Annotated in this window: 26 protein-coding genes; 18 read left to right on the forward strand and 8 right to left on the reverse strand. The window is 39.9% G+C overall.

Translation table 11 applies throughout. From position 1 onward, the window contains the following. The first annotated feature begins 111 nt into the window (after positions 1 to 111). From RT138_RS14230 to RT138_RS14275, 10 genes are all read left to right on the forward strand, one after another. On the forward strand, positions 112 to 1,482 hold the full coding sequence (locus RT138_RS14230; protein WP_185211166.1) for a dipeptidase: 1,371 nt from the start codon (positions 112 to 114) through the stop codon (positions 1,480 to 1,482). Between the two features lie 69 nt (positions 1,483 to 1,551). Next, positions 1,552 to 2,289, forward strand: coding sequence for a lysophospholipid acyltransferase family protein (locus tag RT138_RS14235; protein WP_313191223.1), 738 nt, complete (start codon positions 1,552 to 1,554; stop codon positions 2,287 to 2,289). Between the two features lie 135 nt (positions 2,290 to 2,424). Further along, the gene (locus tag RT138_RS14240; protein WP_002996718.1) at positions 2,425 to 2,646 is read left to right on the forward strand and encodes a DUF2795 domain-containing protein; all 222 of its coding nucleotides are present in this window, start codon (positions 2,425 to 2,427) and stop codon (positions 2,644 to 2,646) included. A 130-nt stretch (positions 2,647 to 2,776) separates the two neighbouring features. After that, the gene (locus RT138_RS14245) at positions 2,777 to 3,250 is read left to right on the forward strand and encodes a hypothetical protein (RefSeq protein ID WP_313191224.1); all 474 of its coding nucleotides are present in this window, start codon (positions 2,777 to 2,779) and stop codon (positions 3,248 to 3,250) included. A 205-nt stretch (positions 3,251 to 3,455) separates the two neighbouring features. Beyond that, complete coding sequence (gene trpD / locus RT138_RS14250; protein ID WP_313191225.1) at positions 3,456 to 4,445, forward strand: anthranilate phosphoribosyltransferase; 990 nt, start codon at positions 3,456 to 3,458, stop codon at positions 4,443 to 4,445. Further along, positions 4,438 to 5,079: a phosphoribosylanthranilate isomerase gene (locus RT138_RS14255; protein WP_313191226.1), complete on the forward strand. Its 642-nt coding sequence runs from the start codon at positions 4,438 to 4,440 to the stop codon at positions 5,077 to 5,079. Before trpD ends, RT138_RS14255 begins: the two co-directional genes overlap by 8 nt. Then, the gene (gene trpB, locus RT138_RS14260; RefSeq protein WP_185211175.1) at positions 5,057 to 6,241 is read left to right on the forward strand and encodes a tryptophan synthase subunit beta; all 1,185 of its coding nucleotides are present in this window, start codon (positions 5,057 to 5,059) and stop codon (positions 6,239 to 6,241) included. The genes RT138_RS14255 and trpB overlap by 23 nt, the downstream gene beginning before the upstream one ends. 1 nt (position 6,242) lies before the next feature. After that, entirely contained in the window at positions 6,243 to 7,001 is a 759-nt protein-coding gene (gene trpA / locus RT138_RS14265; RefSeq protein WP_313191227.1) for a tryptophan synthase subunit alpha, read from the forward strand. Between the two features lie 273 nt (positions 7,002 to 7,274). Continuing rightward, positions 7,275 to 7,727, forward strand: coding sequence for a hypothetical protein (locus tag RT138_RS14270; RefSeq protein WP_313191228.1), 453 nt, complete (start codon positions 7,275 to 7,277; stop codon positions 7,725 to 7,727). Between the two features lie 59 nt (positions 7,728 to 7,786). Beyond that, positions 7,787 to 10,462, forward strand: coding sequence for a TonB-dependent receptor domain-containing protein (locus RT138_RS14275; protein ID WP_313191229.1), 2,676 nt, complete (start codon positions 7,787 to 7,789; stop codon positions 10,460 to 10,462). A 68-nt stretch (positions 10,463 to 10,530) separates the two neighbouring features. On the opposite strand, the gene RT138_RS14280 is transcribed toward RT138_RS14275, so the two are convergent. The 3 genes from RT138_RS14280 to floA all read right to left on the reverse strand — a co-directional run bounded on the left by RT138_RS14280 (position 10,531) and on the right by floA (position 13,004). Continuing rightward, positions 10,531 to 11,127 (reverse strand): Maf family protein, encoded by a 597-nt coding sequence (locus RT138_RS14280; protein ID WP_313191230.1) that lies wholly within the window; start codon positions 11,125 to 11,127, stop codon positions 10,531 to 10,533. Beyond that, on the reverse strand, positions 11,127 to 11,645 hold the full coding sequence (locus RT138_RS14285; RefSeq protein ID WP_313191231.1) for a KdsC family phosphatase: 519 nt from the start codon (positions 11,643 to 11,645) through the stop codon (positions 11,127 to 11,129). Before RT138_RS14285 ends, RT138_RS14280 begins: the two co-directional genes overlap by 1 nt. A 381-nt stretch (positions 11,646 to 12,026) precedes the next feature. Beyond that, the gene (gene floA / locus RT138_RS14290) at positions 12,027 to 13,004 is read right to left on the reverse strand and encodes a flotillin-like protein FloA (protein ID WP_185211185.1); all 978 of its coding nucleotides are present in this window, start codon (positions 13,002 to 13,004) and stop codon (positions 12,027 to 12,029) included. 534 nt (positions 13,005 to 13,538) lie between these two features. Here floA and RT138_RS14295 point away from each other — a divergent pair. The 5 genes from RT138_RS14295 to RT138_RS14315 all read left to right on the forward strand — a co-directional run bounded on the left by RT138_RS14295 (position 13,539) and on the right by RT138_RS14315 (position 20,599). Continuing rightward, entirely contained in the window at positions 13,539 to 16,964 is a 3,426-nt protein-coding gene (locus RT138_RS14295; RefSeq protein ID WP_313191232.1) for a response regulator, read from the forward strand. Beyond that, the gene (locus RT138_RS14300; protein WP_185215955.1) at positions 16,952 to 17,785 is read left to right on the forward strand and encodes a protein-glutamate O-methyltransferase CheR; all 834 of its coding nucleotides are present in this window, start codon (positions 16,952 to 16,954) and stop codon (positions 17,783 to 17,785) included. Before RT138_RS14295 ends, RT138_RS14300 begins: the two co-directional genes overlap by 13 nt. Positions 17,786 to 17,787: 2 nt before the next feature. Beyond that, entirely contained in the window at positions 17,788 to 18,357 is a 570-nt protein-coding gene (locus RT138_RS14305; RefSeq protein WP_185211191.1) for a chemotaxis protein CheB, read from the forward strand. An 8-nt stretch (positions 18,358 to 18,365) separates the two neighbouring features. Next, positions 18,366 to 19,991, forward strand: coding sequence for a response regulator (locus RT138_RS14310; protein ID WP_313191233.1), 1,626 nt, complete (start codon positions 18,366 to 18,368; stop codon positions 19,989 to 19,991). Positions 19,992 to 20,053: 62 nt separating this feature from the next. Further along, entirely contained in the window at positions 20,054 to 20,599 is a 546-nt protein-coding gene (locus tag RT138_RS14315; RefSeq protein ID WP_313191234.1) for an azurin, read from the forward strand. Here RT138_RS14315 and RT138_RS14320 read toward each other — a convergent pair whose 3' ends face one another. The 4 genes from RT138_RS14320 to RT138_RS14335 all read right to left on the reverse strand — a co-directional run bounded on the left by RT138_RS14320 (position 20,600) and on the right by RT138_RS14335 (position 22,016). Continuing rightward, on the reverse strand, positions 20,600 to 20,881 hold the full coding sequence (locus tag RT138_RS14320) for a hypothetical protein (protein WP_313191235.1): 282 nt from the start codon (positions 20,879 to 20,881) through the stop codon (positions 20,600 to 20,602). 255 nt (positions 20,882 to 21,136) lie between these two features. Next, entirely contained in the window at positions 21,137 to 21,421 is a 285-nt protein-coding gene (locus tag RT138_RS14325; RefSeq protein WP_313191236.1) for a GIY-YIG nuclease family protein, read from the reverse strand. A 187-nt stretch (positions 21,422 to 21,608) separates the two neighbouring features. Beyond that, a complete protein-coding gene (locus RT138_RS14330) occupies positions 21,609 to 21,746 on the reverse strand; it encodes a hypothetical protein (protein ID WP_313191237.1) in 138 nt (45 codons plus the stop codon). Positions 21,747 to 21,800: 54 nt separating this feature from the next. Continuing rightward, the gene (locus RT138_RS14335) at positions 21,801 to 22,016 is read right to left on the reverse strand and encodes a hypothetical protein (protein WP_313191238.1); all 216 of its coding nucleotides are present in this window, start codon (positions 22,014 to 22,016) and stop codon (positions 21,801 to 21,803) included. A 391-nt stretch (positions 22,017 to 22,407) separates the two neighbouring features. On the opposite strand from RT138_RS14335, the gene lpdA (RT138_RS14340) reads away from it, so the two are divergent. Together lpdA (RT138_RS14340) and RT138_RS14345 are read left to right on the forward strand one after the other, a co-directional pair. Continuing rightward, on the forward strand, positions 22,408 to 23,814 hold the full coding sequence (lpdA, locus tag RT138_RS14340) for a dihydrolipoyl dehydrogenase (protein ID WP_185211197.1): 1,407 nt from the start codon (positions 22,408 to 22,410) through the stop codon (positions 23,812 to 23,814). Positions 23,815 to 24,125: 311 nt separating this feature from the next. Further along, positions 24,126 to 24,533, forward strand: a complete 408-nt coding sequence (locus RT138_RS14345) for an acyl-CoA thioesterase (RefSeq protein WP_093100827.1) — start codon at positions 24,126 to 24,128, stop codon at positions 24,531 to 24,533. Here the strand turns inward: RT138_RS14345 and RT138_RS14350 are convergent. After that, entirely contained in the window at positions 24,530 to 24,826 is a 297-nt protein-coding gene (locus RT138_RS14350; protein WP_093100829.1) for a DUF3817 domain-containing protein, read from the reverse strand. The genes RT138_RS14345 and RT138_RS14350 overlap by 4 nt on opposite strands. A 190-nt stretch (positions 24,827 to 25,016) precedes the next feature. On the opposite strand from RT138_RS14350, the gene lpdA (RT138_RS14355) reads away from it, so the two are divergent. Next, positions 25,017 to 26,405 carry a dihydrolipoyl dehydrogenase gene (lpdA, locus tag RT138_RS14355; RefSeq protein ID WP_185211201.1) on the forward strand — a complete coding sequence of 463 codons (1,389 nt, stop codon included), beginning with the start codon at positions 25,017 to 25,019 and terminating at the stop codon, positions 26,403 to 26,405. The last annotated feature ends 120 nt before the right edge of the window (positions 26,406 to 26,525 follow it).

Consider the following 26,525-nt stretch of genomic DNA (forward strand, 5'->3'; position numbering starts at 1 on the left):
AAACGAGATTTCATTTATTGAAAATCTATGTAAACATATGTCGCCGGGAGAAAGAAAAAGTTACAGCTCTTGTAAAATTTATTTCATTACCTTTGTAAAAACACTTTTGAAATGCAAAAAATCAAAGACTATGTAGAAGCAAACAAAGATCGCTTCTTAGAAGAATTATTTGAATTATTGCGCTTTCCATCAGTTAGTGCTGACCCACAGTTCAAGGAAGGTGTAATCAATACAGCACAATTTGTAGCTCAAAAACTTAAGGATGCTGGTGCAGACAATGTTGAGATCTGTCCTACTGCAGGCTATCCAATCGTATATGGGGAGAAGATCATCGACCCAAGTTTACCTACAGTTTTGGTTTATGGACATTATGACGTGCAGCCGGCAGACCCAATTGAACTTTGGGAAACTCCTCCATTTGAGCCAACTGTTCGCGACGGTAAAATCTACGCTCGTGGTGCTGCTGACGACAAAGGTCAGTTCTATATGCACGTTAAAGCTTTTGAATATATGATGAAAGAAAATGAATTGGCATGTAATGTTAAATTCATGATCGAAGGAGAGGAAGAAGTAGGTTCTGCAAATCTGGGCATCTTTGTCAATGCAAACAAAGAACGCCTTAAAGCTGATGTAATCGTTATTTCGGACACATCCATGATCAGCCTCGAAAATCCTTCATTAGAAACAGGATTGCGTGGTCTTTCATACGTTGAAGTTGAAGTCACTGGCCCTAACCGCGATCTTCACTCTGGCGTGTATGGTGGTGCTGTAGCTAACCCTGCAACCATTCTTTCAAAGATGATCGCTTCGTTGCATGATGAAAACAACCATATCGCGATTCCAGGATTTTATGATGATGTATTGGAGTTGACTGATGCAGAAAGAAAAGCTTTGAACGAAGCTCCTTTTGATGTTCAGGAATACGAAAATGATTTAGGTGTTCAAGAATTATGGGGTGAGAAAGGCTTCACTACGATCGAACGCACTGGTATCCGTCCGACTTTGGAAGTAAACGGAATCTGGGGTGGTTACATCGGTGAAGGAGCTAAGACCGTATTGCCTTCAAAAGCTTTCGCGAAGATCTCCATGCGCTTGGTCCCTAATCAAAACTCAGAGCGTATCACCAAATTGTTCAAAGAACATTTTGAAAAGATCGCTCCTAAATCTGTAAAAGTAGAGGTAAAACCTCACCACGGTGGTGAACCAGTGGTTACCCCTACAGATAGCATCGCTTATAAAGCTGCTGAAAAAGCATTGGAAGAGACTTTTAATAAAAAACCAATCCCGACAAGAGGTGGTGGATCTATTCCAATCGTTGCCCTATTTGAAAAGGAATTGGGTATCAAAACAGTGCTTTTAGGCTTTGGATTGGATTCAGATAACCTGCACTCTCCAAATGAAAAGTACGGTATTGAAAACTATTTAAAAGGAATTGAAACTATTCCATTGTTCCATAAATATTATGCTGAACTAAGTAAATAAAATAAAAAGCTTCACGATTGTGAAGCTTTTTATATTTTTATACCATCAGACAAGACGTTTAAGGAAGATATGTTAATATTTTTAAAGAGAATACATAGGTTATTATATTTCATATCTGTCCTTTTTTTCTTTTCAATATGTTTTCCTTTTTTATATTTCCTTTCTAAGAACCCGAATAAACATTACTCCTCCATTGTTTGGTTCAGAAAATGGATTTCCATCCTAAGTGTCCATTTAGTAGGCATCAAGTTCAAAATAGATTATGAAGAAACTATTGATTGGAGCAAACCCTACATCATCTGCCCTAACCATACCTCCATATTAGATATTACAGCTCTTACCTACCTTTGTCCGCAGGAATTTTCTTTTATTGGAAAGGTTGAATTGTTAAAGAATCCCGTCACACGTATTTTCTTTAAATCGATCGATATCCCTGTCAACCGTCAGAGCAAGATTTCGGCTTTCAAGGCCTTCAAAAGAGCCACTGAACTTCTACATGAAGGCAAGTCGGTTGTTATCTTTCCAGAAGGAAAAATTGATGAAGAGTTCCCACCAGTATTGCACAAATTTAAGGCTGGAGCCTTTAAAATGGCGATTGAGAACAACATTCCAATACTCCCTGTTGTCATCCATAATGCATGGGAAATCTTATGGGATGATGGCGGAAGATTTGGTTCAAAACCAGGCGTCATAAAAATATCGGTACTCAAACCGATTACATATGACAGCAGTTCAAGTCAAAAATATGACTCTATTGAAATAGAAGTCTATGAAAAAATGAAAAAAGTATGGAATCAAGGGAGTTGATTTTAAGAAATGTTTCATTTTAAAACGTTGATTTTCTGAGAAATATACCTGTTAACAAAGAATTAAAGATAATTTCCTTGCATTAGTTAAATTAAATATTATTTTTGCGAAAACGTGAAACTTAATTAAAGAGATATGTATTGGACACTTGAATTAGCTTCTCATTTAGAAGACGCTCCATGGCCAGCGACAAAAGACGAATTAATTGATTATGCGATTCGCTCTGGAGCACCAGTTGAAGTAATTGAGAATCTTCAGGCGTTGGAAGATGATGGTGAACCTTATGAAAACATTGAGGAAATCTGGCCAGATTATCCAACAAAAGATGATTTCTTTTTCAACGAAGACGAATATTAAAATCGGTATAGAAAGCGCCTTGAAGAAGGGCGCTTTTTTAATATCATGGGGATTATATGTTGCAAACCTCCAAACAAATTAATCCTTTCTGCATTTTTTATGTCCATAGAACGACAATAAAATTTACTGAATGAAACATTACTTACTATATTTCTTGCTTTTTATCAGCCCAACGATCAGCTTTGCCCAGTTTGAACATGGAGATGATCGAACCGAAGAATATACTGTCAATAGCAGGGATATCGCAACAGACTTTATCTACGACCTGAATGATAATGAAATCGCTTTGGATGTAATCCTCAGCAAATGGGTCATCGTGAATGAACCTTCCGATGAACTATATGACTATTTAGAGGTCAGTTTGGAAGAAATCAGACTGAACCTAAGCAGTAAAAACATCGATCAGATCGAAATCAAAAACTACGCTGAACTTCCTCGTAAGGAGGTTCGGGATATCGATCCAGAAGATCTGGATGTAGATAATATGTTCTTCGTTTATTACAAGAACAGACTGGTTACCAGCATCTACGTAGAAGGGGATAAAATCGGATCATTTACCTTGGTATCCAAAGGGAATGAAATGGCTCACTTTGTCACTTATTAACAAAAAATCATTTTTTGAAAGGATTTCTTGCAATTCTCAAAAACATCTTGGATATTTGTTGAACTAACGATGAAAACAGTACAATTCAATACAGCTTGGTGGTGGCACAACAAATAATGTTGTGGCAGACACCTATTGGTTGAATTAAAGAACTAAATAATAGTGGGCTTGCCTTTTCGGCAAGCCCTTTTTTATTGAAAAAAATATGAAAGAAATTTTAGCGCATCTATTTGAATACAAGTCCTTCAGCAGAAAAGAGGCTTATGATATCCTGACGAACATTGCAACAGGAAAATACGATACCCATCAGATCGCTGCCTTCATGACCATCTATGGAATGCGCAGTATCCGTGTGGAGGAGCTAGGCGGTTTCCGCGACGCGATGTATGACCTGTGCAACAAAGTAGACTTCAATGGATTTGACCTGATTGACATGTGCGGAACCGGTGGTGATGGAAAAAACACTTTCAATATCTCCACACTAGCCTCTTTTGTGGTGGCAGGTGCTGGTTACCATGTTGCCAAACATGGAAATGTAGGCGTATCATCCAGCTGCGGATCCTCCAACGTCATGGAGTACTTGGGCTATAAATTTACTGCTGATAAAGATGTCCTAAAGAAACAATTAGAAACAGCCAACATCTGTTTCCTACATGCGCCATTGTTTCATCCAGCAATGAAAACCGTAGCGCCTATCCGCAAAGCTTTAGCGGTGAAGACCTTCTTCAATATGTTGGGTCCATTGACCAATCCTGCAAACCCTAAGTTCCAATCAGTTGGAGTATTTAGTCTGGAATTAGCTAGGCTCTATGCATACCTCTATCAAAACACCGACAAACAATATAGCATCATGCATGCCATGGATGGTTATGATGAAATCTCCTTGACGGGCGATTTCAAGGTTATCAATAATCAAGGGGAGAACTATTATACGGTGGACGAGCTTGGCTTTACGGCAGTAGCACCGCAAGATCTCGCAGGTGGTGAATCCATCGAAGAGGCAGCAAAGATATTCAAACAGATTATCGAGGGCGAAGGAAATGATATCCAGAACAATGTTGTCTTGACCAATGCAGCTTTTGGAATAAAAACCTTCCATCCAGAAAAAAGCTTTGCAGACTGTTATTACGAGGCTGAAGAATCCCTTTTGGGTCACAAGGCCTTAAAAAGCTTTAAAACTTTGATAAATGGCTAGGGAACTATTAGTAAAGGTCTGTGGCATGAAGGAAGAGCAAAACATTTTGCAACTCCTTGAGCTTCCAATACAGTATATTGGTCATATCTTCTATAAGAAGTCAGCACGATATGTGGGAGACCTTGTCAATATTACCATGGCAAATGATATCAAAAAAACAGGAGTTTTTGTAAATTCCGACTTTGCCGAAATCATGAATGCAACAGAAAGCTTCAACCTCAACAGCATCCAACTACATGGACATGAACCAGCTGAGCTTGCTGCAGCATTAAAGGACAAAGGCTTGGAAGTCATCAAAGCCTTTGGAATTGATGAAGATTTTGATTGGAAACAATTGGAACCTTATATTGGGCAGGTCGATTACTTCCTGTTTGACAGCAAGAGCCCAGCATATGGCGGCACTGGAGTTACCTTCAATTGGCAAAAACTAAAGGAGTACCCCTACGAAACGCCCTATTTCTTAAGTGGCGGGCTCTCCTTGGAAAACTTACAGGAAGCCATAAACTTTGAAGACAACAAACTGATCGGCCTAGATCTCAATTCAAAATTTGAAATCGAACCTGGCCTAAAAGATATAGAAAAATTAAAATTAGCATTGAAAACCATCAGAAATGAGCAAATATCAAGTAAATAATAAAGGATACTATGGACCATTCGGAGGGGCCTATATTCCTGAAATGCTTTATCCAAATGTTGAAGAATTGCAAAACCAATACTTGCAAATAATGGAAGACCCTTCCTTCAAGGAAGAATTTGAATACTTGTTACGTGATTATGTAGGCAGACCCTCTCCCCTATATCATGCTCAACGTCTTTCGGAAAAATACAATGCCAAAATATTCTTGAAACGTGAAGACCTGAACCATACTGGCGCACACAAGATCAACAATACCATCGGACAGATCTTGCTTGCCGAAAAACTAGGCAAGAAGCGCATCATTGCGGAGACAGGCGCTGGACAGCATGGCGTGGCTACAGCTACCGTATGTGCCCTGAAAGGCTTGGAATGTGTGGTTTATATGGGCGAGATCGATATCCAAAGACAGGCTCCCAATGTTGCGCGCATGAAAATGATGGGTGCAAAGGTAGTTGCAGCCACATCAGGAAGCAAAACACTGAAAGATGCTACCAATGAAGCTTTAAGAGATTGGATAAACAACCCTGTCGACACGCATTACATCATCGGCTCCGTGGTAGGGCCACATCCTTATCCGGATATGGTGGCAAGGTTTCAGTCCATTATTTCGGAGGAAACAAAAAAGCAATTATTAGAAAAAACAGGCAAGGAAACACCAGATATCGTAATGGCCTGCGTAGGTGGCGGGTCAAATGCAGCAGGCATGTTTTATCACTTTCTAGATGATGAAGATGTACAGTTAATTGCTGTTGAAGCTGCAGGTCATGGGGTAGACAGTGGAGAATCCGCCGCGACCACCGTTTTAGGAAATGAAGGCGTATTACATGGTAGCCGTTCGATCCTGATGCAAACGGAAGATGGCCAAGTCATCGAACCTTATTCCATCTCGGCCGGGCTGGATTACCCAGGGATTGGCCCCCAACATGCTTGGCTCTTCAAATCCGGTCGTGGCTCCTATGTGAGTGCGACAGATGATGAAGCCATGCAGGCAGGACTACAATTGACGAAATTAGAAGGTATCATTCCGGCTATAGAAAGTTCGCATGCATTAGCTCACCTAGAAAAAATGAACTTTAAAGGAGACGAAACTGTGGTCATCTGTCTTTCTGGACGTGGCGACAAGGATTTGGACAATTACATGAAATATTTCGGTTTATAACATGATAAAGATTAACAAACAGGCAAACGGATTGCTATCTATATATTTTACCGCTGGCTACCCAACGCTGGACAGTACCCTTGATATTGCAGAAGCACTGGAAAAAGCAGGTGCTGATTTCCTTGAAATTGGATTCCCCTACTCAGATCCGGTTGCCGATGGACCTACCATCCAACATAGTTCAGAAGTAGCCCTGGAAAATGGCATGAACCTGAAGGTTTTGTTCGAACAATTGAAGGATCTACGAAAAAGAGTCAGTATCCCAGTATTTCTTATGGGCTATGTTAATCCTGTACTTCAATATGGCGTAGAGAACTTCTGCAAAGCCTGCAAGGAGGTCGGAGTGAACGGTACGATCATCCCTGACCTTCCGATGTATGAATACGAAGAACTGTACCAAGGAATATTTGAAGAGAACCAAGTGAGCAATGTCTTTTTGGTAACCCCACAGACATCTGCCGACAGAATAAGGAAAATCGACTCACTTTCGACAAACTTTATTTATCTCCTTTCTTCGAATGCGACCACGGGAACAAAATTAAATGTTCAGGAACAATCAGAAAGCTATTTCCAGAGGATTAAGGATATGGATCTCGAGAACCCAGTCGTGATAGGATTTGGGATCCACAATCAGGACACCTTTCAAAAAGCTACAAAATATGCCAATGGCGCCATTGTAGGAACTGCATTTGTCAAGTTATTGGCAGAAGAAAACTACTTGGAGAAAATACCAGATTTCATTTCCTCCATAAAAGGATAGAAAAAAAACCTGATTCAGTTGAATCAGGTTTTTTATTTAATTAACTCTTCTCAGAATTTTGTTGAATAGGAAAATTACCAAGATTCCCGCTGATACTAGGCTTACCAAGCCCAAATACAACAGATTTGGATGTGCAGCTAAAGTTTCCATAAGTCAAAGGTTTATAAAGTAATAAGTCAATTCGAATATAATTAGTGTGAATTCTTTTGACAAGAAAAATTTACAATTAATTATCCACATATTCAGTGTTAGTTTCCTATATTTGAAACCGACATGAGAAAAATTGTAGCCATATGCTTACTATTGATTTATTCTGTATGCAGTACAGGGGCTACTATCCATATGCACCATTGTGGAAAAAGTACCATGTTCTCGGTTCTTGAGGAATCCAAAGTATCACATGACAGTTGTCCAATGTGCATCAATTTGCACGAGGACCATGAGCATGCCGACGATCTGGAAAGCAACAGCCAATGTGAAGATGACCATACCTGTCAAGACTCCAAAGTAGATTTAGAATTGACCACCGAAAGTGACCAAGTGCGTTCAAAGATGCTATTTGGCAATACTTTCGACTTTTCTCCGGCCATCGTTTTGATCCCTTGGATCATCAACCATTGGGTACAAATCATTGAAGATAAACCCGAAGAACCCAATCCTTTCAAACCCGCCCTATTCGCGGAAACCCATTCTGTATACCTTCTCAACTGCACATTCATCATTTGATTAATTAAACTTTCAAAATCAATCTAGACTTTTTGAATTTTTATTAATTACAATGAACTATGCACTTATTTAGATATTTATTAGTATTTATTTTTATAGCTGTGGGCACAGGACTGTTCGCCCAAAACAATATTAACACCGAGAAATTTGAAGTTTCTGGCAATTGTGCCATGTGTAAGAAACGGATCGAGACCGCGGGCAAAGATGCCGGCGCAAAATCCATTGAATGGGATAGCAGTACTGGTATAGCTACTGTAACCTATGATTCCAGCAAAAACTCCTTAGATAAAATTAAACAGGGAATCGCTGAAGCTGGTCATGACACCAAAGAATTCCGTGCACCTGATGCCATCTACGAAGAATTACATGAATGCTGCCTGTATCCTAGAATGGATGAAGAGAATGAGCATGATCATGAGCATGACCACGACCATGACCATGCACATGCAGAAGAAGGCCATCAGCATGAGGAAGGCCAGGAACATCAGCACGATGACGATGGCGGACATAACCACGACCATGACCATGAGGTAACCGGAGTCGTAGTTAATGAAAGTGAAAAAGGGGATTTGACCCCAATTACCGAAGTCACCATTTTCTGGTTGGACAACCCGAACAAAAAGGTTAAGACCAATGAAAATGGGGTTTTCAAGATCATGCACCAGAAGCCTTACAGAAAGTTAGTGATCTCACATGCCAGTATGCAAGGTGATACCATCGAGGTAAAAAATCTACATGAAGTCCTGGTTGTACAGGCGAAGAACAACACTTTACAGGAAATCGTGGTCACTAGAAGACAGAAATCCAATTACATTTCTAAATTGACCCCGAACCGTGTAGAGACTATCACGGCCAAAGAACTTTTCAAGGCGGCATGTTGTGATCTTAGCGAAAGTTTTGAGACCAATGCCTCCGTGGATGTAGTAAGCAGCGATGCCGTAACAGGCAGCAAACAGATCCAAATGCTCGGACTTGCTGGTATTTATACCCAACTTACCGTTGAAGGTCTACCAGGACCTAGAGGCTTTGCTTCTCCCTTAGGATTGAACAGTATTGCCGGAACTTGGATCGAAGCCATCAATATCAGCAAAGGAATTGGTTCAGTAGCCAATGGATTTGAAAACATGGCTGGCCAAATCAACGTTGAACTGAAGAAACCACATAACAGCGAGAAGTTATTTTTTAATGCCTATGCCAACAATATGGGCCGTACCGATGTCAATCTAAACCTTTCGCATCATATCAATGAGAAATGGTCAGTTGGACTATTGTTGCATGATAACTTCATGTACAACAAAAAAATGAACTTCAGTGACAATGGCTTCCGTGACATTCCAGTAGGAAACCTATTCTCAGGGGTAAACCGTTGGCATTTCGAAAACGGCAAAGGGATCATTGCTCAGTTCGGCGTCAAATTCCTTCACGATGATAGGATCGGTGGACAGATTGAATTCAACGAGAATACAGATAAATTGACGACCAATAAATATGGTCTAGGATTCAAAAACCAAAGAATTGAAGGTTTTGGTAAATTAGGTTATGTATTCCCGACCAATAAACACCGTAGTATCGGTCTTCAATTATCTGCAAGTCAATATAAACAAGAAAGCTTCTTTGGATTGAACACCTACGATAATGAACAAAACTCCTATTATGCCAACCTATTGTTCCAGGATATCATCGGAGATGTATCCCACAAATACAAGGTTGGGGCTTCTGTTCAATATGACCACTATGATGAAGATCTGAAACGCGTAAATTCCAACAACGATTATGCCTACAACTTTGGCCGTAAAGAGGCTGTATCAGGCGTATTTGCAGAATACACCTATAGCCCTAGTGAAAAGTTTGATGCTGTGTTGGGAATCCGTCAGGATTACAACAACCTTTATGGTTGGTTTACCACACCAAGAGCAGTTTTGCGTTATGAGCCTATCCTGGGAACTACCCTACGCTTGAGTTCAGGTCGCGGACAGCGCACCGCCAATATCTTTGCCGAAAACCTAGGCATCTTTGCCTCAAGCAGAGCTATTAACGGATTGGCAAACCTTGCTAATGGCGAACATGCCTATGGACTTAAACCAGAAGTATCTTGGAATACAGGATTTACTGTTGACCAAAGCTTCCAGCTTTTCGGAAGGGAATCAGGTGTGTCCGTGGAACTATTCCATAATAACTTCCAAAACCAAGTAGTCGTTGATTTTGAAAACCCTCGTGAAGTATCATTCTATAACTTAGACGGGAAATCGTACTCCAATAGCTTACAGGCTGAATTCAGATTTATGCCTGCCCCACACTTCGAGGCCAGAATGGCTTACCGTATGCTCGATGTGGAAACGGAATATAAATCTGGAAAACTACAGAAACCGCTGACTGCTAAGCACCGTGGATTCATGAACCTAGCCTACAATACCCACTCAGGCTGGCATTTTGACTATACATTGAACGTAGTGGGCAAGAAAAGATTGCCAAATACCAGCAGTAACCCAGTAGAATATCAATTGGCAAGTCAATCTGATGCCTATGTAACCATGAATGCTCAGGTGAGCAAAACATTAGGCAAGAACAAAAACTTTGATATTTATATCGGTGGGGAAAACTTAAGCAACTTCTATCAAAAAGATCCAATCTTGGCGTTTGACCAACCATTTGGTCAGCATTTTGACACGAATATGCTTTGGGGACCTATGACCGGTAGAATGTTCTACACAGGAATTAGATATCATATTAAGTAAGGTAAAATGTAAATAAAAGGGGCGGAAAATTAATTTTCCGCCCTTTATTTTAATATCTAAAGCTGGATTTATACAGCAAACATTTCCTTGAGTTCCTTTTGCAACCTGGCTGTAGGCAATCCGATCACATTTTCATAAGAACCTTCAATTCTCTCAATGCCAATTCGGCCTATCCATTCTTGAATGCCGTAAGAGCCTGCCTTATCCATGGGCTGATATCTATCGACATAATAACTGATTTCCTCTGTATCCAGCTCGTTGAACCACACCTTCGTCTCCTCAACAAATGATCTTGTCTCGCCTTGATAAGCCATGGCAACAGCAGTAAAGACCTGATGTTCCTTGCCACTTAGGCCTGCAATCACCTCCACCGCCTCGTCGGCATCCTTTGGCTTTCCTATTACCGAAGATAAATGATCTACGACGATAGTATCAGCGCAGATAATTAATTTATCATGGAAAGAAGGCTCATGGAATGCCGCCAATTTTGCTTCTGCAATATGTTGAACGACCTCTTCAGGGGACAAATTTTCATCAAAGGATTCATCGGTTTCCCGAACCTCTACCGTAAAATCTATATCCATGGACTTCAATAGCTCCTTTCTTCGGGGTGATTTAGAACCCAAGATGATTGGGATTGCTTTTAATTTCTCTTGGACTATCATTAAACACTCTTTATTTCTGTCTGTACGCCCCAACGACCTTTCAATTTCAATATTTTTTCCAAGACATCACGGACAACTCCTTCCCCTCCTTTTTTCGGCGACATATAATGCGAGATGGTCTTGATATCATCCACGGCATCACAAGGACAGACCGCGATTCCCACGACCTGCATCACCTCATAATCAGGCATGTCATCTCCTACATACATCAAATCTTCCAATTGTAATTGATGTTTTTCGGTAAGTTGGGTCATGACATCCATTTTATTTTTTACACCTAAATGAATCTCTTGAATACCTAGACCCTCCAACCTCTTTCTGACACCCTCGGAGTTTCCACCTGATATCACCCAGATATCTAAACCCATTTTTATTGCCAATTGCATGGCATATCCATCTTTCACAAAAAAAGAACGCAACTGTTCACCAGCCTCTGTCACCAAAAGTCGGCCATCTGTCAGGACTCCATCAACATCTAATACAACTGCTTTGATTGCAGCAAATTTCTTTAACACCATAATCAATTGATATTTCCAAAAATAAAGATTTTTTATAGACCAAAATCTTGAATTGTTAATTCATTTACGCCAAAGTTTTATTTGTTGCAACAGATAAATCATGGTATTGTCAGAAAATGGTTGCAAGGGAAACTTTTTATCGACATTCCTTTGTAAATGTTAATTCTCACCGTACCTTTGTTTCATAATTCGAAGGATAAGTAGAATTTATATTAAAATTGTCTTTTCATAATTTAGGTTTATAATTGGTTAGTATCAAACCCTGGCGCCCATCGTCAGGGTTTTTTCGTTTATAAACCTTTATAATGCCATAAAAAAAGCCATGATTTCAGAAAGCGCTAAACTTTCTTAATCATGGCTTTTCTTATTGATTGAGATAATTTATTTTTTATCAGGTCCTTGCGGCTTAGCTATGGATGTTCTCATATCGGTATCCGCTTGGATATTTTGCATTTTATAGTAGTCCATGATACCTAAGTTTCCATTTCTGAAAGCTTCTGCCATAGCCATTGGAACTTGCGATTCAGCTTCGATTACCTTAGCCTTAGCTTCCTGCGCTTTCGCACGCATTTCCTGTTCGGTCGCAACAGCCATCGCTCTACGCTCTTCAGCTCTTGCATTAGCAACTTTTAGGTCGGCCTCTGCCTGATCGGTCTGAAGTTTCGCACCTACGTTTTCACCTATATCGATGTCTGCAATATCAATGGATAAGATCTCAAAGGCCGTTCCGGAATCCAATCCCTTGGAAAGAACAGTTTTTGATATACGGTCTGGATTTTCCAAAACCTCCTTATGGTTAGCCGAGGAACCAATAGTTGTTACAATACCCTCACCTACACGGGCAAGAATGGTTTCTTCACCCGCACCCCCGACCAATTGATTGATATTTGCACGAACGGTTACCCTTGCCTTCGCAATCAACTGAATACCATCTTTGGCAACGGCAGCAACTGGTGGCGTATTGATAACCTGTGGATTTACGGAAAGCTGTACCGCATCAAAAACATCACGCCCCGCAAGGTCAATGGCTGTGGCCAACTTAAAATCCAAGGGAATATTTGCTTTATCCGCGGAAATCAGTGCCTTGATTACTTTATTTACATTTCCTCCCGCTAAATAGTGGGTTTCAATCTCATTGGAGGTAATCTTCAAGCCTGCTTTGGTCGAGGTAATCATGGCATTGGTCACCAAGGATGGCGGGACCTTACGCAATCTCATCAGCACTAAATTCAAAAGACTGATCTTTACATTCGACAATTGTGCCGTAAACCAAAGATTTACTGGCAACAAATACAACAGGAAAAAAATAGCTATTACTGACCCAGTAATGATTAGAACTAATTGAATCGGTGAATCCATTAATTTTTAGATTAATATTGTTTCTGACTTCTTAAAGATAAAAAAATATTCCGAACATGTCAGCTTTACCTCAATATCGATGATTTTTTAATGAAAAAAGGTTATAAAAAATTAAGAAACAATAAAAAACTATTTTTAATTTTAGATGTTACACCAATCAACCGATTGGTAAAAGGAATGTTTTCGATATTTTTTAATACTGAATTCATTCTTAAAACGCTAATTATTAATTTTTTATACCGGCAAAATTAAAATTTAAATCATTAATTTAGATTTTGTTATTTCGACAATTTTAAAGAATTGGACCAAGTAAATTATGGAAAAACAAGTGATACTAAGTATAAAACAGATATATAGTGCTAATGATTCTTATTTAGTTCATTACCTTTGTCATAATTTTCTAAAAACTAATGCGATTTAATCACATCTCTTGATTGTGGTTTCAAGTTTTAATTAGAAGGACATTATTTACATCTCTGTGCTGGATAATGAAGTTTATACTTATGAAATTTAAAGTTAATATACTATTCTAACATGAATAAGTTTAGTCAATTAAAGTGGCAATTTATAGTCAGCATCATTGTCGCTAATCTAATCATTATATTCTCCTATTGGTATTTCCTGAACAAACAACGCGAATATTCAGAGACCATAAACAATTATATAGAATTGGCGCAAAAACAATTCTACAATATCCAGGAGTGGGAACTTGACATACAGAAACTTTCCAAATACAAGAACCTGGATAATACCGCAGATCCATTGACTGTGGAACAATTAGAAGATGAAATCCAGGGCTTGATCTTACAGATCGAACGTCCAAATGAATTGCACCAGACTCCACCAAAGTCTGTGGAACATATTAAAGCCATAACGGCTTCCATTAGTGCTAACGAACACGATTTCAACACCGAATCTACGGACCAAATATTTAAGTCCCTAGCCAATGAACAAACTATAATAAATCAGGCTAGAAATTCCTTCACAAATGATGTGATTGAAGCTAGGAAAAAGCTTACTGATAAAAAATCCAAAGAACTTGCAAGTACAAGGGTGTATACCGCCGCTTTTGGTATCCTATCGCTGTTAGGGATATTCTTTGCTTTCATCCAAACGCTACGCATTCTTGAATACCTGCGCAGAAATACAAGAAAGGAAAAGGAATTAAACAACAACTTGACCAAAACATCCGAAGAACTGGAAAGTGTCAATTGGGTCCTTACCAATTCCTCCAAACTCCACAATAACATCTCAGGCGTTTCTACGGAATCTGAAATTGCCAAAACGTCCCTGAACGTGATCTCGGAAGTGACCAATTCTTTTGCTGGGGCATTTTATGTCCGAAAGATCGACTCCTATGAATTCAGGATTCGTGACTCAAAAGGCCTAGACCCTAAAGATAAAATCGAGTTATTCCGCCAAGGTGAAGGGATTTTGGGATCGGTCGTAGAATCTAAAAAACCGCAGATCCTATCCTCGATTGACGTTAGCAATAGCAAGATCAAAACTGGGGTAATCAAATCCATTGAAGCTGATGTGATTTTATTCCCAGTAGTATATGAAGATTATTGCATCGCCCTGATTGAGATTATTGGATCCTTCCCCGATTCCAAGAAAGAAAATATCATCAACTACCTAACCCGAACAAGCCGTTCTATAGGTTCAGCCTTACATAGCCGCCAAAGCCATGCCTTAGTTGAAGGCCTGCTTGAAGAAACCCAAAGACAAACGGAAGAACTAGAAGCTCAACAGGAAGAATTGAGGATAACCAATGAAGAATTGGTTTATAAGACCAATCTATTGGAAGCTTCCGAAGAAGAGCTTCGGGTACAGCAAGAAGAACTTTCCCAAGCCAATAAAGAGCTTAACGAAAAAGCCGCAGAGCTTGAGAAGCGCAATAACGACCTTAATCTTGCCCATACCGTCGTAGAACAGAAAATCACAGAAGTGGAGCAGGCAAGTAAATATAAATCCGAGTTTATGGCCAATATGAGCCACGAACTTCGCACTCCCCTCAATAGTATCTTGATCCTTGCCAAATTATTGCAGGATAACAAACATAGCAACCTTAGTGAAGAACAGGTCAAATATGCCTCTGTCATTCATAATGCCGGTTCAGACCTGTTGCAATTGATCAATGAACTCTTAGACCTTGCGAAAATTGAATCCGGAAAAGTAGAGATCCACAAGGACAGCATCGATAGCAAACATTTTGCTGCCAATCTTGAATCCCTTTTTAAAGAGGTGGCAAAAGAAAAGTCCATCCGATTCAATATCGACATTAAAAAGGCACCGGAACAATTTATTTCCGACGAATACCGCTTGGAACAAGTATTAAAGAACTTCCTTTCAAACGCATTCAAATTCACCGACCAAAATGGAGAGATCAATCTGCAGATCATCAAACAATCTGGAAACTTACACTTTGCAGTTTCCGATACTGGAAAAGGGATCTCAGAGGACAAACAAGCCTTGATATTCGAAGCTTTCCGTCAGGAAGACGGCTCCACAAGCCGCAAATATGGCGGAACAGGACTGGGATTGTCAATCTCGAAAGAGATTTCCTCTTTATTGGGCGGTAGGATTACCTTGGAAAGTGAATCTGGAAAAGGAAGTAAATTCACCTTGATCATTCCATTTACGGAATATAAAGAGGCAGCTCCTGCAAAAGAAGCAGCCGTAAAAGTAACTCCGCCAGCAATTAAGGAAACGGCAGCAGCAAAACCTGCAGCTGTTGTGCAACCTGAACCAATTGCAGAAGTCGTAAGGGAGAAGAAATCCATCCTGATTATTGAAGACGATGTTAATTTTGCGGATATCCTTAAGGAATTTGCTCTAGAATTTGGCTTCAATGTCTTAAATGCCTATGATGGTGTTGCAGGTATTCAGATGGCCAAGGAAAATATTCCTGATGCTATTATTCTGGATGTGATGCTTCCATTGGCTGATGGCTGGGAAGTCCTGAAAACCTTAAAAGCAAACGAGACGACCAAGCATATCCCGATCCACATGATGTCTGCAGCTAATTTCAACAAGAAAGATTTCCTTGAAAGTGGCGCCATTGGCTTTATGGCAAAACCGGTTACTGGAGAAAGCATTGGAGTAGCCTTTGAAAACATTAAACTCAACATCAATAAGGACCTTAAAAAGATCCTATTGATCGAAGACCAGGAATTCCAAAGTGACCTGATCAAAAAAGCTTTTGCTGAACAGAACATCAATGTCATCCAAGCCTTCACGGTAGAATCGGGATTGAAAAAACTTGAACAGGAAAAGAATCTGGACTGTATCATCTTGGATGTGAAACTGCCTGATGGAAGCGGTCTTGAAATGCTGGATGTCATCAAATCGAATCCAAAATTTGAGAAACTTCCGGTAATCATCAATACAGCATATGATTTGAGCTCAGAGCAGACCGAAAGAATCATGCGCCATACACAATCTATGGTATTAAAATCAAGTAAATCCAACAATAGATTGATCGATGAGGTAAATCTTTTCTTAAACAAGCTTTCTGCTCCGGCATATAATCCGATCAAGCATCCAGAGAAGATTGGTCCTAAAGAAAATTATGGAACAAGCACCTTGGATCATAAAACGGTGCTCATAGCAGATGACGATATGCGAAATGTATTTGCATTGACCTCGTCGCTACAGCAATATAACATGCAGATTGAGATTGCCAATAACGGCCTGGAAGCACTAAACATCATTAACGATGAGCAAAAGGAAGTCGACATCGTCCTGATGGATATCATGATGCCGGAAATGGACGGTTATGAGGCCATTCAAGAAATCAGGAAAAACAAGAAATTTAAAGACTTGCCTATTATCGCCGTTACGGCGAAGGCAATGAAGGGGGATCGGGAAAAATCCATTGAATTGGGAGCAAACGATTATGTGAGCAAACCCATCGACCTTGATAAATTAGTATCATTAATGCAAGTATGGCTGAGTTAAGAGATTCAAATGAATTGAGTTTTTCAGAAGTAGAAGAAATTGTCTTTCTATTAAAGAATGTGTCAGATTTTGATCTGTCCGGATATACTCGCTCTTCATTGAAACGCAGAATCCAACGTATCATGAACCTGGAGGACATGGATATGGTGGATTTAAAGAATGCATTGGTCAACGTTGAGGGATTCCAACAATATTTCATACAGGAAGTCACCGTAAATGTGACTGAAATGTTTCGGGACCCTGGATTCTTCAATAAACTCAACAAGGATATCATCCCCTACTTACAGACTTTCCCAAGGATAAAAATATGGAGTGCAGGTTGTTCAACCGGAGAAGAGGTTTATTCCCTGGCCATTCTGTTAAAGGAAAACAATCTAAGTGACCGTGCTTTTATATATGGAACGGACATCAACAGTAAAGTGCTCGAAGTTGCCAAAAAAGGGATCTATCCCATCAATAAATTCAAGGAATATTCTGACAACTTCAATGCATACAACTCAACAGAAAGTCTTTCAAACTATTATACGGCAAGATATGATGCCGCAATCATCAACCATGACCTGAGGCAAAACATCCTGTTCTCAACCCATAACCTGGCAACCGATCAAGTTTTTAATGAGTTCCAATTAATAACGTGCAGAAATGTACTGATTTACTTTGATCTCAAACTTCAGGAACATGTCATCAACCTGTTTTATCAATCCTTGGCCCTGTTTGGATTTTTATGCCTAGGAACAAAGGAGACTTTAATGAGACATGAAATCATGGATAATTTTAAAGTCATCGACAAGGAGTACAACATCTATCAAAAAATAAAATAGAAATGGAAAACCTGGCAAAACATATCATAGTAATCGGGGGCTCTGCAGGCGCTTATGAATTGATCGTGGAAATCCTCGATCATCTGCCTAGCAAATTCGCCGATGCTATTGTCATTGTATTGCATAGAAATTCGAAATACGAAACTAAAATCGAAACGAGTTTATCTAAAAGATTGAACCGGAATGTTATTTCGGTACGTGATAAACTGCCCATTTTGGAAAACCATATTTATTTCGCTCCCCCGGGCTACCATACACTGGTAGAACCTGACTATATATTTTCCTTGGACATTTCAGACCCAGTACAGTTTTCAAGACCATCTATCGATGTGTTTTTTGACTCTGTAGCGGCTGTTTACAACAAGGATGCGACTGCTTTTCTTCTTTCAGGAGCCAACAACGATGGATCATCCGGCCTAAAGGCCATGGTTGATCAAGGTGCAGCTTGCTATGTCCAAGACCCCAAAGAAGCCATTATTGACACCATGCCCTTGGCTGGAACACAGGTCTCTAAAAAAGTGCAAGTCATTTCAAATCAACATATCGTAGATTATTTCAGTCAATTAAAGTAATGTCACCTATGAAAACGATCAATATTCTGATATTGGATGATAAGGAAGAAAACATCATCAGTCTGCATGCGCTACTTCAGGAAGTTGACCACGTCAACATCGTGAGCTCTACAGACCCTAATGAAGCCCTGAAAATCTGTTGGAAGGATGATATCTCAATTGCCCTGGTCGATGTACAGATGCCAGAAATAAATGGATTCGAATTCGTATCCCTTTTAAAATCTAACCCCAAGACTAGCCATATCATGGCAATCATGGTCACCGCTATTTCTAAGGAAGACAAATACTTATTAAAAGGTCTGGAAAGTGGTGCAGTAGATTATTTGTACAAACCGCTGAACCCAGAGATTACCATAGCAAAGGTTAAGTCATTTGTTCAACAGATCTTGATCCAACAGGAACTTATCCAAAAGAATAAGGAACTGGAAGAATCCAAGATTGAACTGCTCAAAACTCGTGAAGAAGCCATTCAAGCCAGAAAATCCAAAGAGATATTCCTGGCCAACATGAGCCATGAAATCCGGACTCCCATTAATGGGATTATGGGAATCATGCACATGTTCAAGAGCTCGGAACTCACCGTGGAACAAAAAGATTGGTTAAAAAGGCTGGACAATGCTTCTCATTCCCTATTGCTCATCATCAATGACATCCTCGACCTGTCCAAGATCGATTCAGGGATGTTAAAGATTGAATTTGAGGATTTCAGCCTCACCAAAATGATCGAGGATATCAATAGGATATTCAAGATCAAAGCAACCCATAAGAACCTGAAATTCCATATCGAAGTGGACGAAGATGTCCCTCAGTATATTCATTACGATTCATTGAGGTTGCAACAGATCATCAGCAACTTTGTATCCAACAGTCTTAAGTTCACCGAAAAAGGCTCCATACAGCTTACCGTAAAGGTTGTCAATAAAGACTACGAACGCTTTAGGCTGCGGTTTTCCGTTAAAGACTCTGGTATCGGCATCCGTGAGGATTCCGTCGACAAGATCTTTATGGCCTTTGAACAGGCAGATGATGGTATTACCAAAAAATTCGGCGGAACGGGTTTAGGATTAGCGATCGTAAAGCGATTAGCGAAGCTATTGAACGGTGACGTAGGTGCCAGAAGTATCTATGGGGAAGGTTCTGAATTCTTTTTTGAAGGTTGGTTTGAAGAATCAGCGCAAAGTGAGGTCGAAAAAGAAAAAGAAGTACCGACCTACAACAGTTTTCCAAAATTTGAGGAGATGAAAGTCTTGGTAGCGGAAGACAATGAGCTCAACTCTTTTATGCTGGCCCATATGTTACGAAGCTGGAACTGTGCCGTGGATATCGTAAAGAACGGCAGACTGGCCCTAGAAAAAGTAGAGAACGAGCAGTACGACTTAATCTTAATGGATACGCACATGCCGATCATGAGTGGATTTGAGGCCATCAAGGAAATCAAGAACCATATAATCCCTGAAAAACATGGCATACCGATCATTACCATATCCGCATCGGTTTTAGAACATGAACAAGCAGCTGCATTCCAGGCCGGAGCCGATGGCGTAATTGGAAAACCTTTCGATCCAATCGAATTATATCAGAAAATAATTCAGGTTACCAACAAAAATAAAAACCCAAAATTGACTTCACAATGATTTAATCCTCGTTTAAATCAATAATTTATGTTAAATTCGTATAAAATTTATTAAAAATAGCTATGAAGAAATTATTTATTATTCCAGCGCTAGTTTTAGCAATTGGAATTACTTCTTGTGGCAATAACGCTGAGAAGAAAGAAGAAGGCGCTTCAACCGAAACCACTACAACTGCACCAGAAGCTACAGAAACTGCATCTACTACAACTGTAGAAGGTATTGAGAATGTAACATTGTCAAACCAATGGACAGTTGAAGCTAATGATCAAATGCAATTCAATACTACATTAATCCGTGTTAAAGCTGGTGAACCAGTAGAATTGACTTTGAAAAACGTAGGTTCAATGCCTGTTGAATCAATGGGACACAACTTGGTTGTTTTGAAACCAGGTGTTGATGTGGCTACTTTCGGTGGTGAAGCTACGGCTGCAGCGGATAACGAGTATATCCCTAAATCAGCTCTTTCATCAATCGTTGCACACACGAAATTATTAGGTCCAGGTCAAGAAGACAAAATCACGTTTACATTGGAAAAAGGAGTTTATCCTTACCTATGTAGCTTCCCTGGTCACTTTGGAATTATGCATGGTCAAATCGTTGCTGAATAATCAAAGTAATTGAACATATATAAAAGGCTCCAAATTGGAGCCTTTTATATTTATATCCCCTGTCTTCAGTTCTGAGCGAATTGCGAAGAATCTGTACGCTTTCATCCTCACTATCGCTGTCATCCTTTTGCGCAGCAAATAGGAACTGTACGCCAATACTAACTTCCATCTTCCAAAACTCAACCATTGCTCCAGCATACGAACAGTTCCTTGATCCCCACTATCCCTGTCATCCTTTTGCGCAGCAAACAGGAACTGTACGCCAATACTCACCTTCTTCACCTAATTTCAATCTTTTTTTCTGCATACTAACAGTGCACAAATGCCTTTTTCAAATCCTAATTTTTAACCATTAATCCAGCATACGAACAGTTCCTTTATCCCCACTATCGCTGTCATCCTTTTGCGAAGCAAACAGGAACTGTACGCCAATACTAACTTCCATCTTCCAAAACCCAACCTTTGCTCCAGCACACGAACAGTTCCTTAACCTTCGGTTAAGGATGACATTTTTTTTAAGGACTACAGAATCCTCCCCTAAATCATGTCATTTAAGAATTTCCATTCTTTGTTTTGAGTGTTAATTAATTCCTCTTTTCGTTTTCTTGTCCATCTCTTAATTTCCTTCTCTCGAGTTATTGCGTCCAAAACATGAGAAAAGGTCTCAAAATAAATTAGAAAATACACTTTATACCTATTGGTAAAGGAATTGTGAGATAGAGATGGTGATTTGTGAAAAGTTAATCGAACTTTTAAATCATTAGTTACACCTACATAAAGGACAGTTCGATTGGAATTTGTTAGAATATAAACGTAATACACTATATTTTAATTTTTTTACAAATAAGCATTTTACTATTAAGCCTTCGTTCCAACCATGTAAAGTTTATGTTTTTTTTATTGAATGTCAATAAATTTGATTCTGGACGAATAGCGAGAAATCTGTACGCTGTCATCCTCCCTATCGCTGTCATCTTTTTGCGAAGCAAACAAGAACTGTACGCCAATACTAACCTTCTTCTTCCAAAACCAACCATTGCTCCAGCACACGAACAGTTCTTTGATCCCCACTCTCGCTGTCATCCTTTTGCGAAGCAAACAGGAACCGTACGCCAATACTCACATTCTTCCGCCAAAACTCAACCATTGCTCCAGCACACGAACAGTTCCTTAACCTTCGGTTAAGGATGACATTCTTTTTTTAATGACTACAGATTCCTTGCTCCCCACTCTCGCTGTCATCCTTTTGCGAAGCAAACAGGAACTGTACGCCAATACTAACCTTCTTCTTCCAAAACCCAACCATTGCTCCAGCATACGAGCAGTTCCTTTCATCCTCACTCTCGCTGTCATCCTTTTGCGAAGCAAACAGGAACCGTACGCCAATACTCACATTCTTCCGCCAAAACCGAACCATTGCTCCAGCATACGAACAGTTCCTTAACCTTCGGTCAAGGATGACATTTTTTTTTAATGACTACAGATTCTTCGCTTCTCCCTCTCGCTGTCATCCTTTTGCGCAGCAAACAGGAACTGTACGCCAATACTTACTTCCATCTTCCAAAAACCAACCATTGCTCCAGCACACGAACAATTCCTTAACCTTCGGTCAAGAATGACATTCAATTTTATAAAAGACTACAGATTCCTCGCTCCTCGCTCAGAATCAGAATCCATCCCTGAAACCTCTCCTTCCTTTTGTAATCTCTCCGTCTAATTCCAAAAAACACCCAATTTTTAATCCTATTAATCTTCGCTTAATATGCATTTAAATAGTAAATTTGCCTCGTAAACAAAGAAAAATCTCTATGCAATACGACGTAATCGTAATCGGAAGTGGTCCAGGTGGTTATGTTGCCGCTATCCGTTGTGCTCAATTAGGCTTAAAAACAGCCGTAATTGAAAAATACAGCACATTTGGAGGAACCTGTCTTAATGTTGGATGTATCCCATCCAAAGCATTGTTGGATTCATCAGAACATTACCACAATGCTGCTCACAATTTTGAACAACACGGCATTAGCTTAAGTAACCTGAAGGTCGACATGAAAAAAATGATCGACAGAAAGAACAGTGTTATTGACCAAAATACTGCTGGTATTACCTTCTTATTCAAGAAAAACAAAATTGACAGCTTCCAAGGCGTAGGTTCATTCGTTGACAAAAACACCATTAAAGTGACTGCTGCAGATGGTAAAGTAGAAGAGTTAAGCGCGAAAAACGTAATTATCGCTTCGGGTTCTAAACCTTCAGCATTACCTTTCCTTCCTGTTGACAAAAAACGTATCATTACTTCTACTGAAGCATTAAACCTTACTGAAGTCCCTAAACACTTAATCGTTATCGGTGGTGGTGTTATCGGATTGGAGCTGGGTTCTGTATATGCCCGTTTAGGCGCTAAAGTATCCGTTGTAGAATATGCAAAATCTATCATCCCTACCATGGATGCTGGACTAGGAAAAGAATTACAACGCGTACTGAAGAAAAACTTAGGCGTGGAATTCTTCATGAGCCACAAAGTTACCGGAGCTACCGTAAAAGGTAAGAACGTAACGGTTACGGCGGAAGATGCTAAAGGCCAAGCGGTAGAATTGCAAGGCGATTACTGTATCGTAGCGGTTGGTAGAACAGCTTATACAGAAGGTCTAGGCCTTGAAAATATCGGCATCAAAACTGAAGAAAGAGGAAATAAGGTTCCTGTAAACGAGCATTTGGAAACTTCGGTTGCTGGTGTATACGCCATCGGTGATGTGATCAAAGGTGCTATGTTGGCTCACAAAGCTGAAGATGAAGGTATCTATGTTGCTGAACGTATCGCTGGTCAAAAACCGCATATCGACTACAACTTGATCCCTGGAGTAGTTTACACATGGCCTGAAGTTGCCTCTGTAGGTAAAACTGAAGAACAACTTAAAGAAGAAGGCAAGAAATATAAAGCTGGAAGTTTCTCATTCAAAGCGTCTGGACGTGCGAAAGCATCGGGTGACACAGATGGTTTCATCAAAGTATTGGCTGATGCCGAAACGGATGAGATCCTAGGTGTACACATGATCGGACCACGTGCCGCTGATATGATTGCAGAGGCTGTTGTAGCAATGGAATACCGTGCATCTGCTGAAGATATCGGTAGAATCTGTCACGCTCACCCTACCTTCACGGAAGCATTTAAAGAAGCTGCTCTTGCAGCAACTGCAAATAGAGCGATCCACGCTTAAAATCAAAAATATTATTTCTAGAGGCTATCTTTTCAGGTAGCCTCTTTTTTTGTTTCTGAACCTAGTGGAGCTATTGGTCTCATTCGAGACACATTCCGAATTTTCCGAATATGTCTCGAATGAGACTCGAATCAATCCCCAATAATACTTCTCAAAAATTACCCTAAAAAAAATTTTTCAGACTCAAATTTTAGCGAATTGCCATGTTCCTTTTGACTAGCATTTTTATTAAAGATAAGCCGCTCTAATGGCCTTGAATCTTTCTGGAAAATACAGAAAATGAATAAACTATTTTTTCGGATATTTGTATCATGAACTTTTATACTCGTAAATGGGTCAAACCCGAGGACCTAAACCCTAATGGATCCTTATTCGGAGGAACTCTATTGCGCTGGATAGATGAAGAAGCGGTAATCTACGCCATCGTCCAACTCGGGAATCCACATGTAGTCACTAAATACATTTCAGAAATCAACTTTGTCAGTTCGGCCAAGCAAGGTGATATCATTGAGCTCGGCATTGAAGCCATCAATTTTGGAAGGACCTCGTTAACGATGCGCTGTGTGGTCCGCAATAAAATAACAAGGATGGTGATTCTTTCGATCGACAAATTGGTATTTGTCAACCTAGATCCGGAAGGAACTCCAACCCCACATGGCAAAACGGAAATTACCTATGCCTATATGGGGATCGAGTCGGATATCAAGAAAAGGGATTAAGCAGCTTTTTGAGCTGTAATCTCTCTTTTAAGGTCTTTTTCTACCCAAAAGGAAACGATTGGGATCAAGCTAAGGAAGAAATATTTGACTACGCGGCCAATCTTCCAGTTATAGGTTTGCCAACAGGCAATCAACAGGACAACAAAAAGTACAACGAGGAAACCATGGATTGATCCGGCAACACGCACGGCTTCTGGAATACCTCCAAAATACTTCAATGGCATAGCAACAAAAAACAACAAAACGGTAGAGATTGCCTCCCAAAGGGCAACTTGCTGAAATATTCTTAACATATAAATTACTATTAGTCAGCGCAAAGAAAAGGAAATCCTTTAGGGAAATGAAATCGAGGAAAAGGATTGACCTCGATATGACATATACCGCGTAAAAATCACCCCATAGGGGAAAAGATATGTCCTGACTAAATAAAAAATGTGTATTTTTGAAGAATTGTATTTGCAAACATAACGACAATTAATATTTATGAATTACGACATTATTGTTATCGGTAGTGGTCCAGGTGGATACGTAGCCGCCATCAGAGCAGCTCAATTGGGATTCAAAACTGCCATTATCGAACGTGACGCATTAGGTGGAATTTGCCTTAACTGGGGCTGTATTCCTACCAAGGCACTATTGAAAAGTGCACAAGTATTCGAATATTTAAATCATGCTGCTGATTATGGTATCAAAGTGAACGGTGGAGAAGCCGACTTTGAAGCCATCGTAAAAAGAAGTCGTGGTGTAGCAGATGGCATGAGCAAAGGGATCCAGTTCTTGATGAAAAAGAACAAGATCGACGTGATCATGGGAACTGCAAAAATTAAAAAAGCTGGTAAGATCGAAGTGAAAGCTGCAGATGGTTCTACCAAAGAATATACAGCTAAACACACGATCCTTGCAACTGGTGCTCGCTCCAGAGAATTACCTAACCTCCCTCAGGACGGAAAGAAAATTATCGGTTACCGCCAAGCAATGAACTTGCCTAAGCAACCTAAATCTATGGTTGTCGTAGGTTCGGGAGCTATCGGTGTCGAATTTGCATATTTCTACAACGCAATCGGTACGAAAGTGACTATCGTTGAATTTATGGACCGTATCGTGCCTGTAGAAGATGAGGAAATCTCTAAACAATTAGAGAAATCCTTGAAGAAAGCTGGTATCAATATCCTTACGAAATCAGAAGTTCAATCAGTAGACACTAAAGGTGATCTGTGCAAAGTATCCATCAAAACGGAAAAAGGTACTGAAACCCTTGAAGCTGAAGTGGTTCTTTCTGCTGTAGGTATTACGCCTAACATCGAAAACCTAGGCCTTGAAGAAGTTGGTGTAAAAACAGATAAAGGACGTGTCCTTGTTGATGACTTCTACAAAACGAACATCGATGGTGTATATGCAATCGGCGATATCGTGAAAGGTCAAGCTCTAGCGCACGTGGCATCTGCTGAAGGTATCACCTGTGTGGAGAAGATCAAAGGTTTACATGTTGACCCAATCGATTATAACAACATTCCTGGATGTACTTACTGTTCACCAGAAGTTGCTTCCGTAGGTTTCACTGAAAAAGCTGCTAAAGATGCTGGTTATGAAATCAAAGTGGGTAAATTCCCATTCTCTGCTTCTGGTAAGGCTTCTGCCGCAGGTGCAAAAGATGGTTTCGTAAAAGTAATCTTCGATGCTAAATATGGTGAATTCTTAGGTGCTCACTTAATTGGTGCGAACGTAACTGAAATGATCGCTGAAGTGGTTGTAGCTCGTAAATTAGAGTCAACTGGCCATGAGATCATTAAATCGGTTCACCCACACCCGACCATGAGTGAAGCTATTATGGAAGCTGTTGCTGATGCGTACGGTGAAGTAATCCACTTATAAGATTTTAAAACATAATAACTCCTAATGGAGTTGAAAGAGGTCGGAACAAAAATCCGACCTCTTTTTTTCTGCAAACCCATATTTAAGACCAATTTGTCCTTTTTTAATATTTTTCGTAAA

The sequence above is a fragment of the Sphingobacterium sp. genome, from assembly GCF_032065005.1.
GTDB lineage: Bacteria > Bacteroidota > Bacteroidia > Sphingobacteriales > Sphingobacteriaceae > Sphingobacterium.

What these genes read in the sequence shown, in the direction of transcription:
- RT138_RS14245 (WP_313191224.1), top strand. Translation starts at nt 2,777, where the DNA reads ATGAAACATTACTTACTATATTTCTTGCTTTTTATCAGCCCAACGATC.
- RT138_RS14310 (WP_313191233.1), top strand. Translation starts at nt 18,366, where the DNA reads ATGAAAACGATCAATATTCTGATATTGGATGATAAGGAAGAAAACATC.
- RT138_RS14315 (WP_313191234.1), top strand. Translation starts at nt 20,054, where the DNA reads ATGAAGAAATTATTTATTATTCCAGCGCTAGTTTTAGCAATTGGAATT.
- RT138_RS14280 (WP_313191230.1), bottom strand. Translation starts at nt 11,127, where the DNA reads ATGATAGTCCAAGAGAAATTAAAAGCAATCCCAATCATCTTGGGTTCT.
- RT138_RS14270 (WP_313191228.1), top strand. Translation starts at nt 7,275, where the DNA reads ATGAGAAAAATTGTAGCCATATGCTTACTATTGATTTATTCTGTATGC.
- trpA (WP_313191227.1), top strand. Translation starts at nt 6,243, where the DNA reads ATGATAAAGATTAACAAACAGGCAAACGGATTGCTATCTATATATTTT.
- lpdA (WP_185211201.1), top strand. Translation starts at nt 25,017, where the DNA reads ATGAATTACGACATTATTGTTATCGGTAGTGGTCCAGGTGGATACGTA.
- RT138_RS14285 (WP_313191231.1), bottom strand. Translation starts at nt 11,645, where the DNA reads ATGGTGTTAAAGAAATTTGCTGCAATCAAAGCAGTTGTATTAGATGTT.
- RT138_RS14240 (WP_002996718.1), top strand. Translation starts at nt 2,425, where the DNA reads ATGTATTGGACACTTGAATTAGCTTCTCATTTAGAAGACGCTCCATGG.
- RT138_RS14230 (WP_185211166.1), top strand. Translation starts at nt 112, where the DNA reads ATGCAAAAAATCAAAGACTATGTAGAAGCAAACAAAGATCGCTTCTTA.
- floA (WP_185211185.1), bottom strand. Translation starts at nt 13,004, where the DNA reads ATGGATTCACCGATTCAATTAGTTCTAATCATTACTGGGTCAGTAATA.
- trpD (WP_313191225.1), top strand. Translation starts at nt 3,456, where the DNA reads ATGAAAGAAATTTTAGCGCATCTATTTGAATACAAGTCCTTCAGCAGA.
- RT138_RS14235 (WP_313191223.1), top strand. Translation starts at nt 1,552, where the DNA reads ATGTTAATATTTTTAAAGAGAATACATAGGTTATTATATTTCATATCT.
- RT138_RS14305 (WP_185211191.1), top strand. Translation starts at nt 17,788, where the DNA reads ATGGAAAACCTGGCAAAACATATCATAGTAATCGGGGGCTCTGCAGGC.
- trpB (WP_185211175.1), top strand. Translation starts at nt 5,057, where the DNA reads ATGAGCAAATATCAAGTAAATAATAAAGGATACTATGGACCATTCGGA.
- lpdA (WP_185211197.1), top strand. Translation starts at nt 22,408, where the DNA reads ATGCAATACGACGTAATCGTAATCGGAAGTGGTCCAGGTGGTTATGTT.
- RT138_RS14255 (WP_313191226.1), top strand. Translation starts at nt 4,438, where the DNA reads ATGGCTAGGGAACTATTAGTAAAGGTCTGTGGCATGAAGGAAGAGCAA.
- RT138_RS14335 (WP_313191238.1), bottom strand. Translation starts at nt 22,016, where the DNA reads ATGGTTCGGTTTTGGCGGAAGAATGTGAGTATTGGCGTACGGTTCCTG.
- RT138_RS14330 (WP_313191237.1), bottom strand. Translation starts at nt 21,746, where the DNA reads ATGGTTGAGTTTTGGCGGAAGAATGTGAGTATTGGCGTACGGTTCCTG.
- RT138_RS14350 (WP_093100829.1), bottom strand. Translation starts at nt 24,826, where the DNA reads ATGTTAAGAATATTTCAGCAAGTTGCCCTTTGGGAGGCAATCTCTACC.
- RT138_RS14300 (WP_185215955.1), top strand. Translation starts at nt 16,952, where the DNA reads ATGGCTGAGTTAAGAGATTCAAATGAATTGAGTTTTTCAGAAGTAGAA.
- RT138_RS14345 (WP_093100827.1), top strand. Translation starts at nt 24,126, where the DNA reads ATGAACTTTTATACTCGTAAATGGGTCAAACCCGAGGACCTAAACCCT.
- RT138_RS14275 (WP_313191229.1), top strand. Translation starts at nt 7,787, where the DNA reads ATGCACTTATTTAGATATTTATTAGTATTTATTTTTATAGCTGTGGGC.
- RT138_RS14295 (WP_313191232.1), top strand. Translation starts at nt 13,539, where the DNA reads ATGAATAAGTTTAGTCAATTAAAGTGGCAATTTATAGTCAGCATCATT.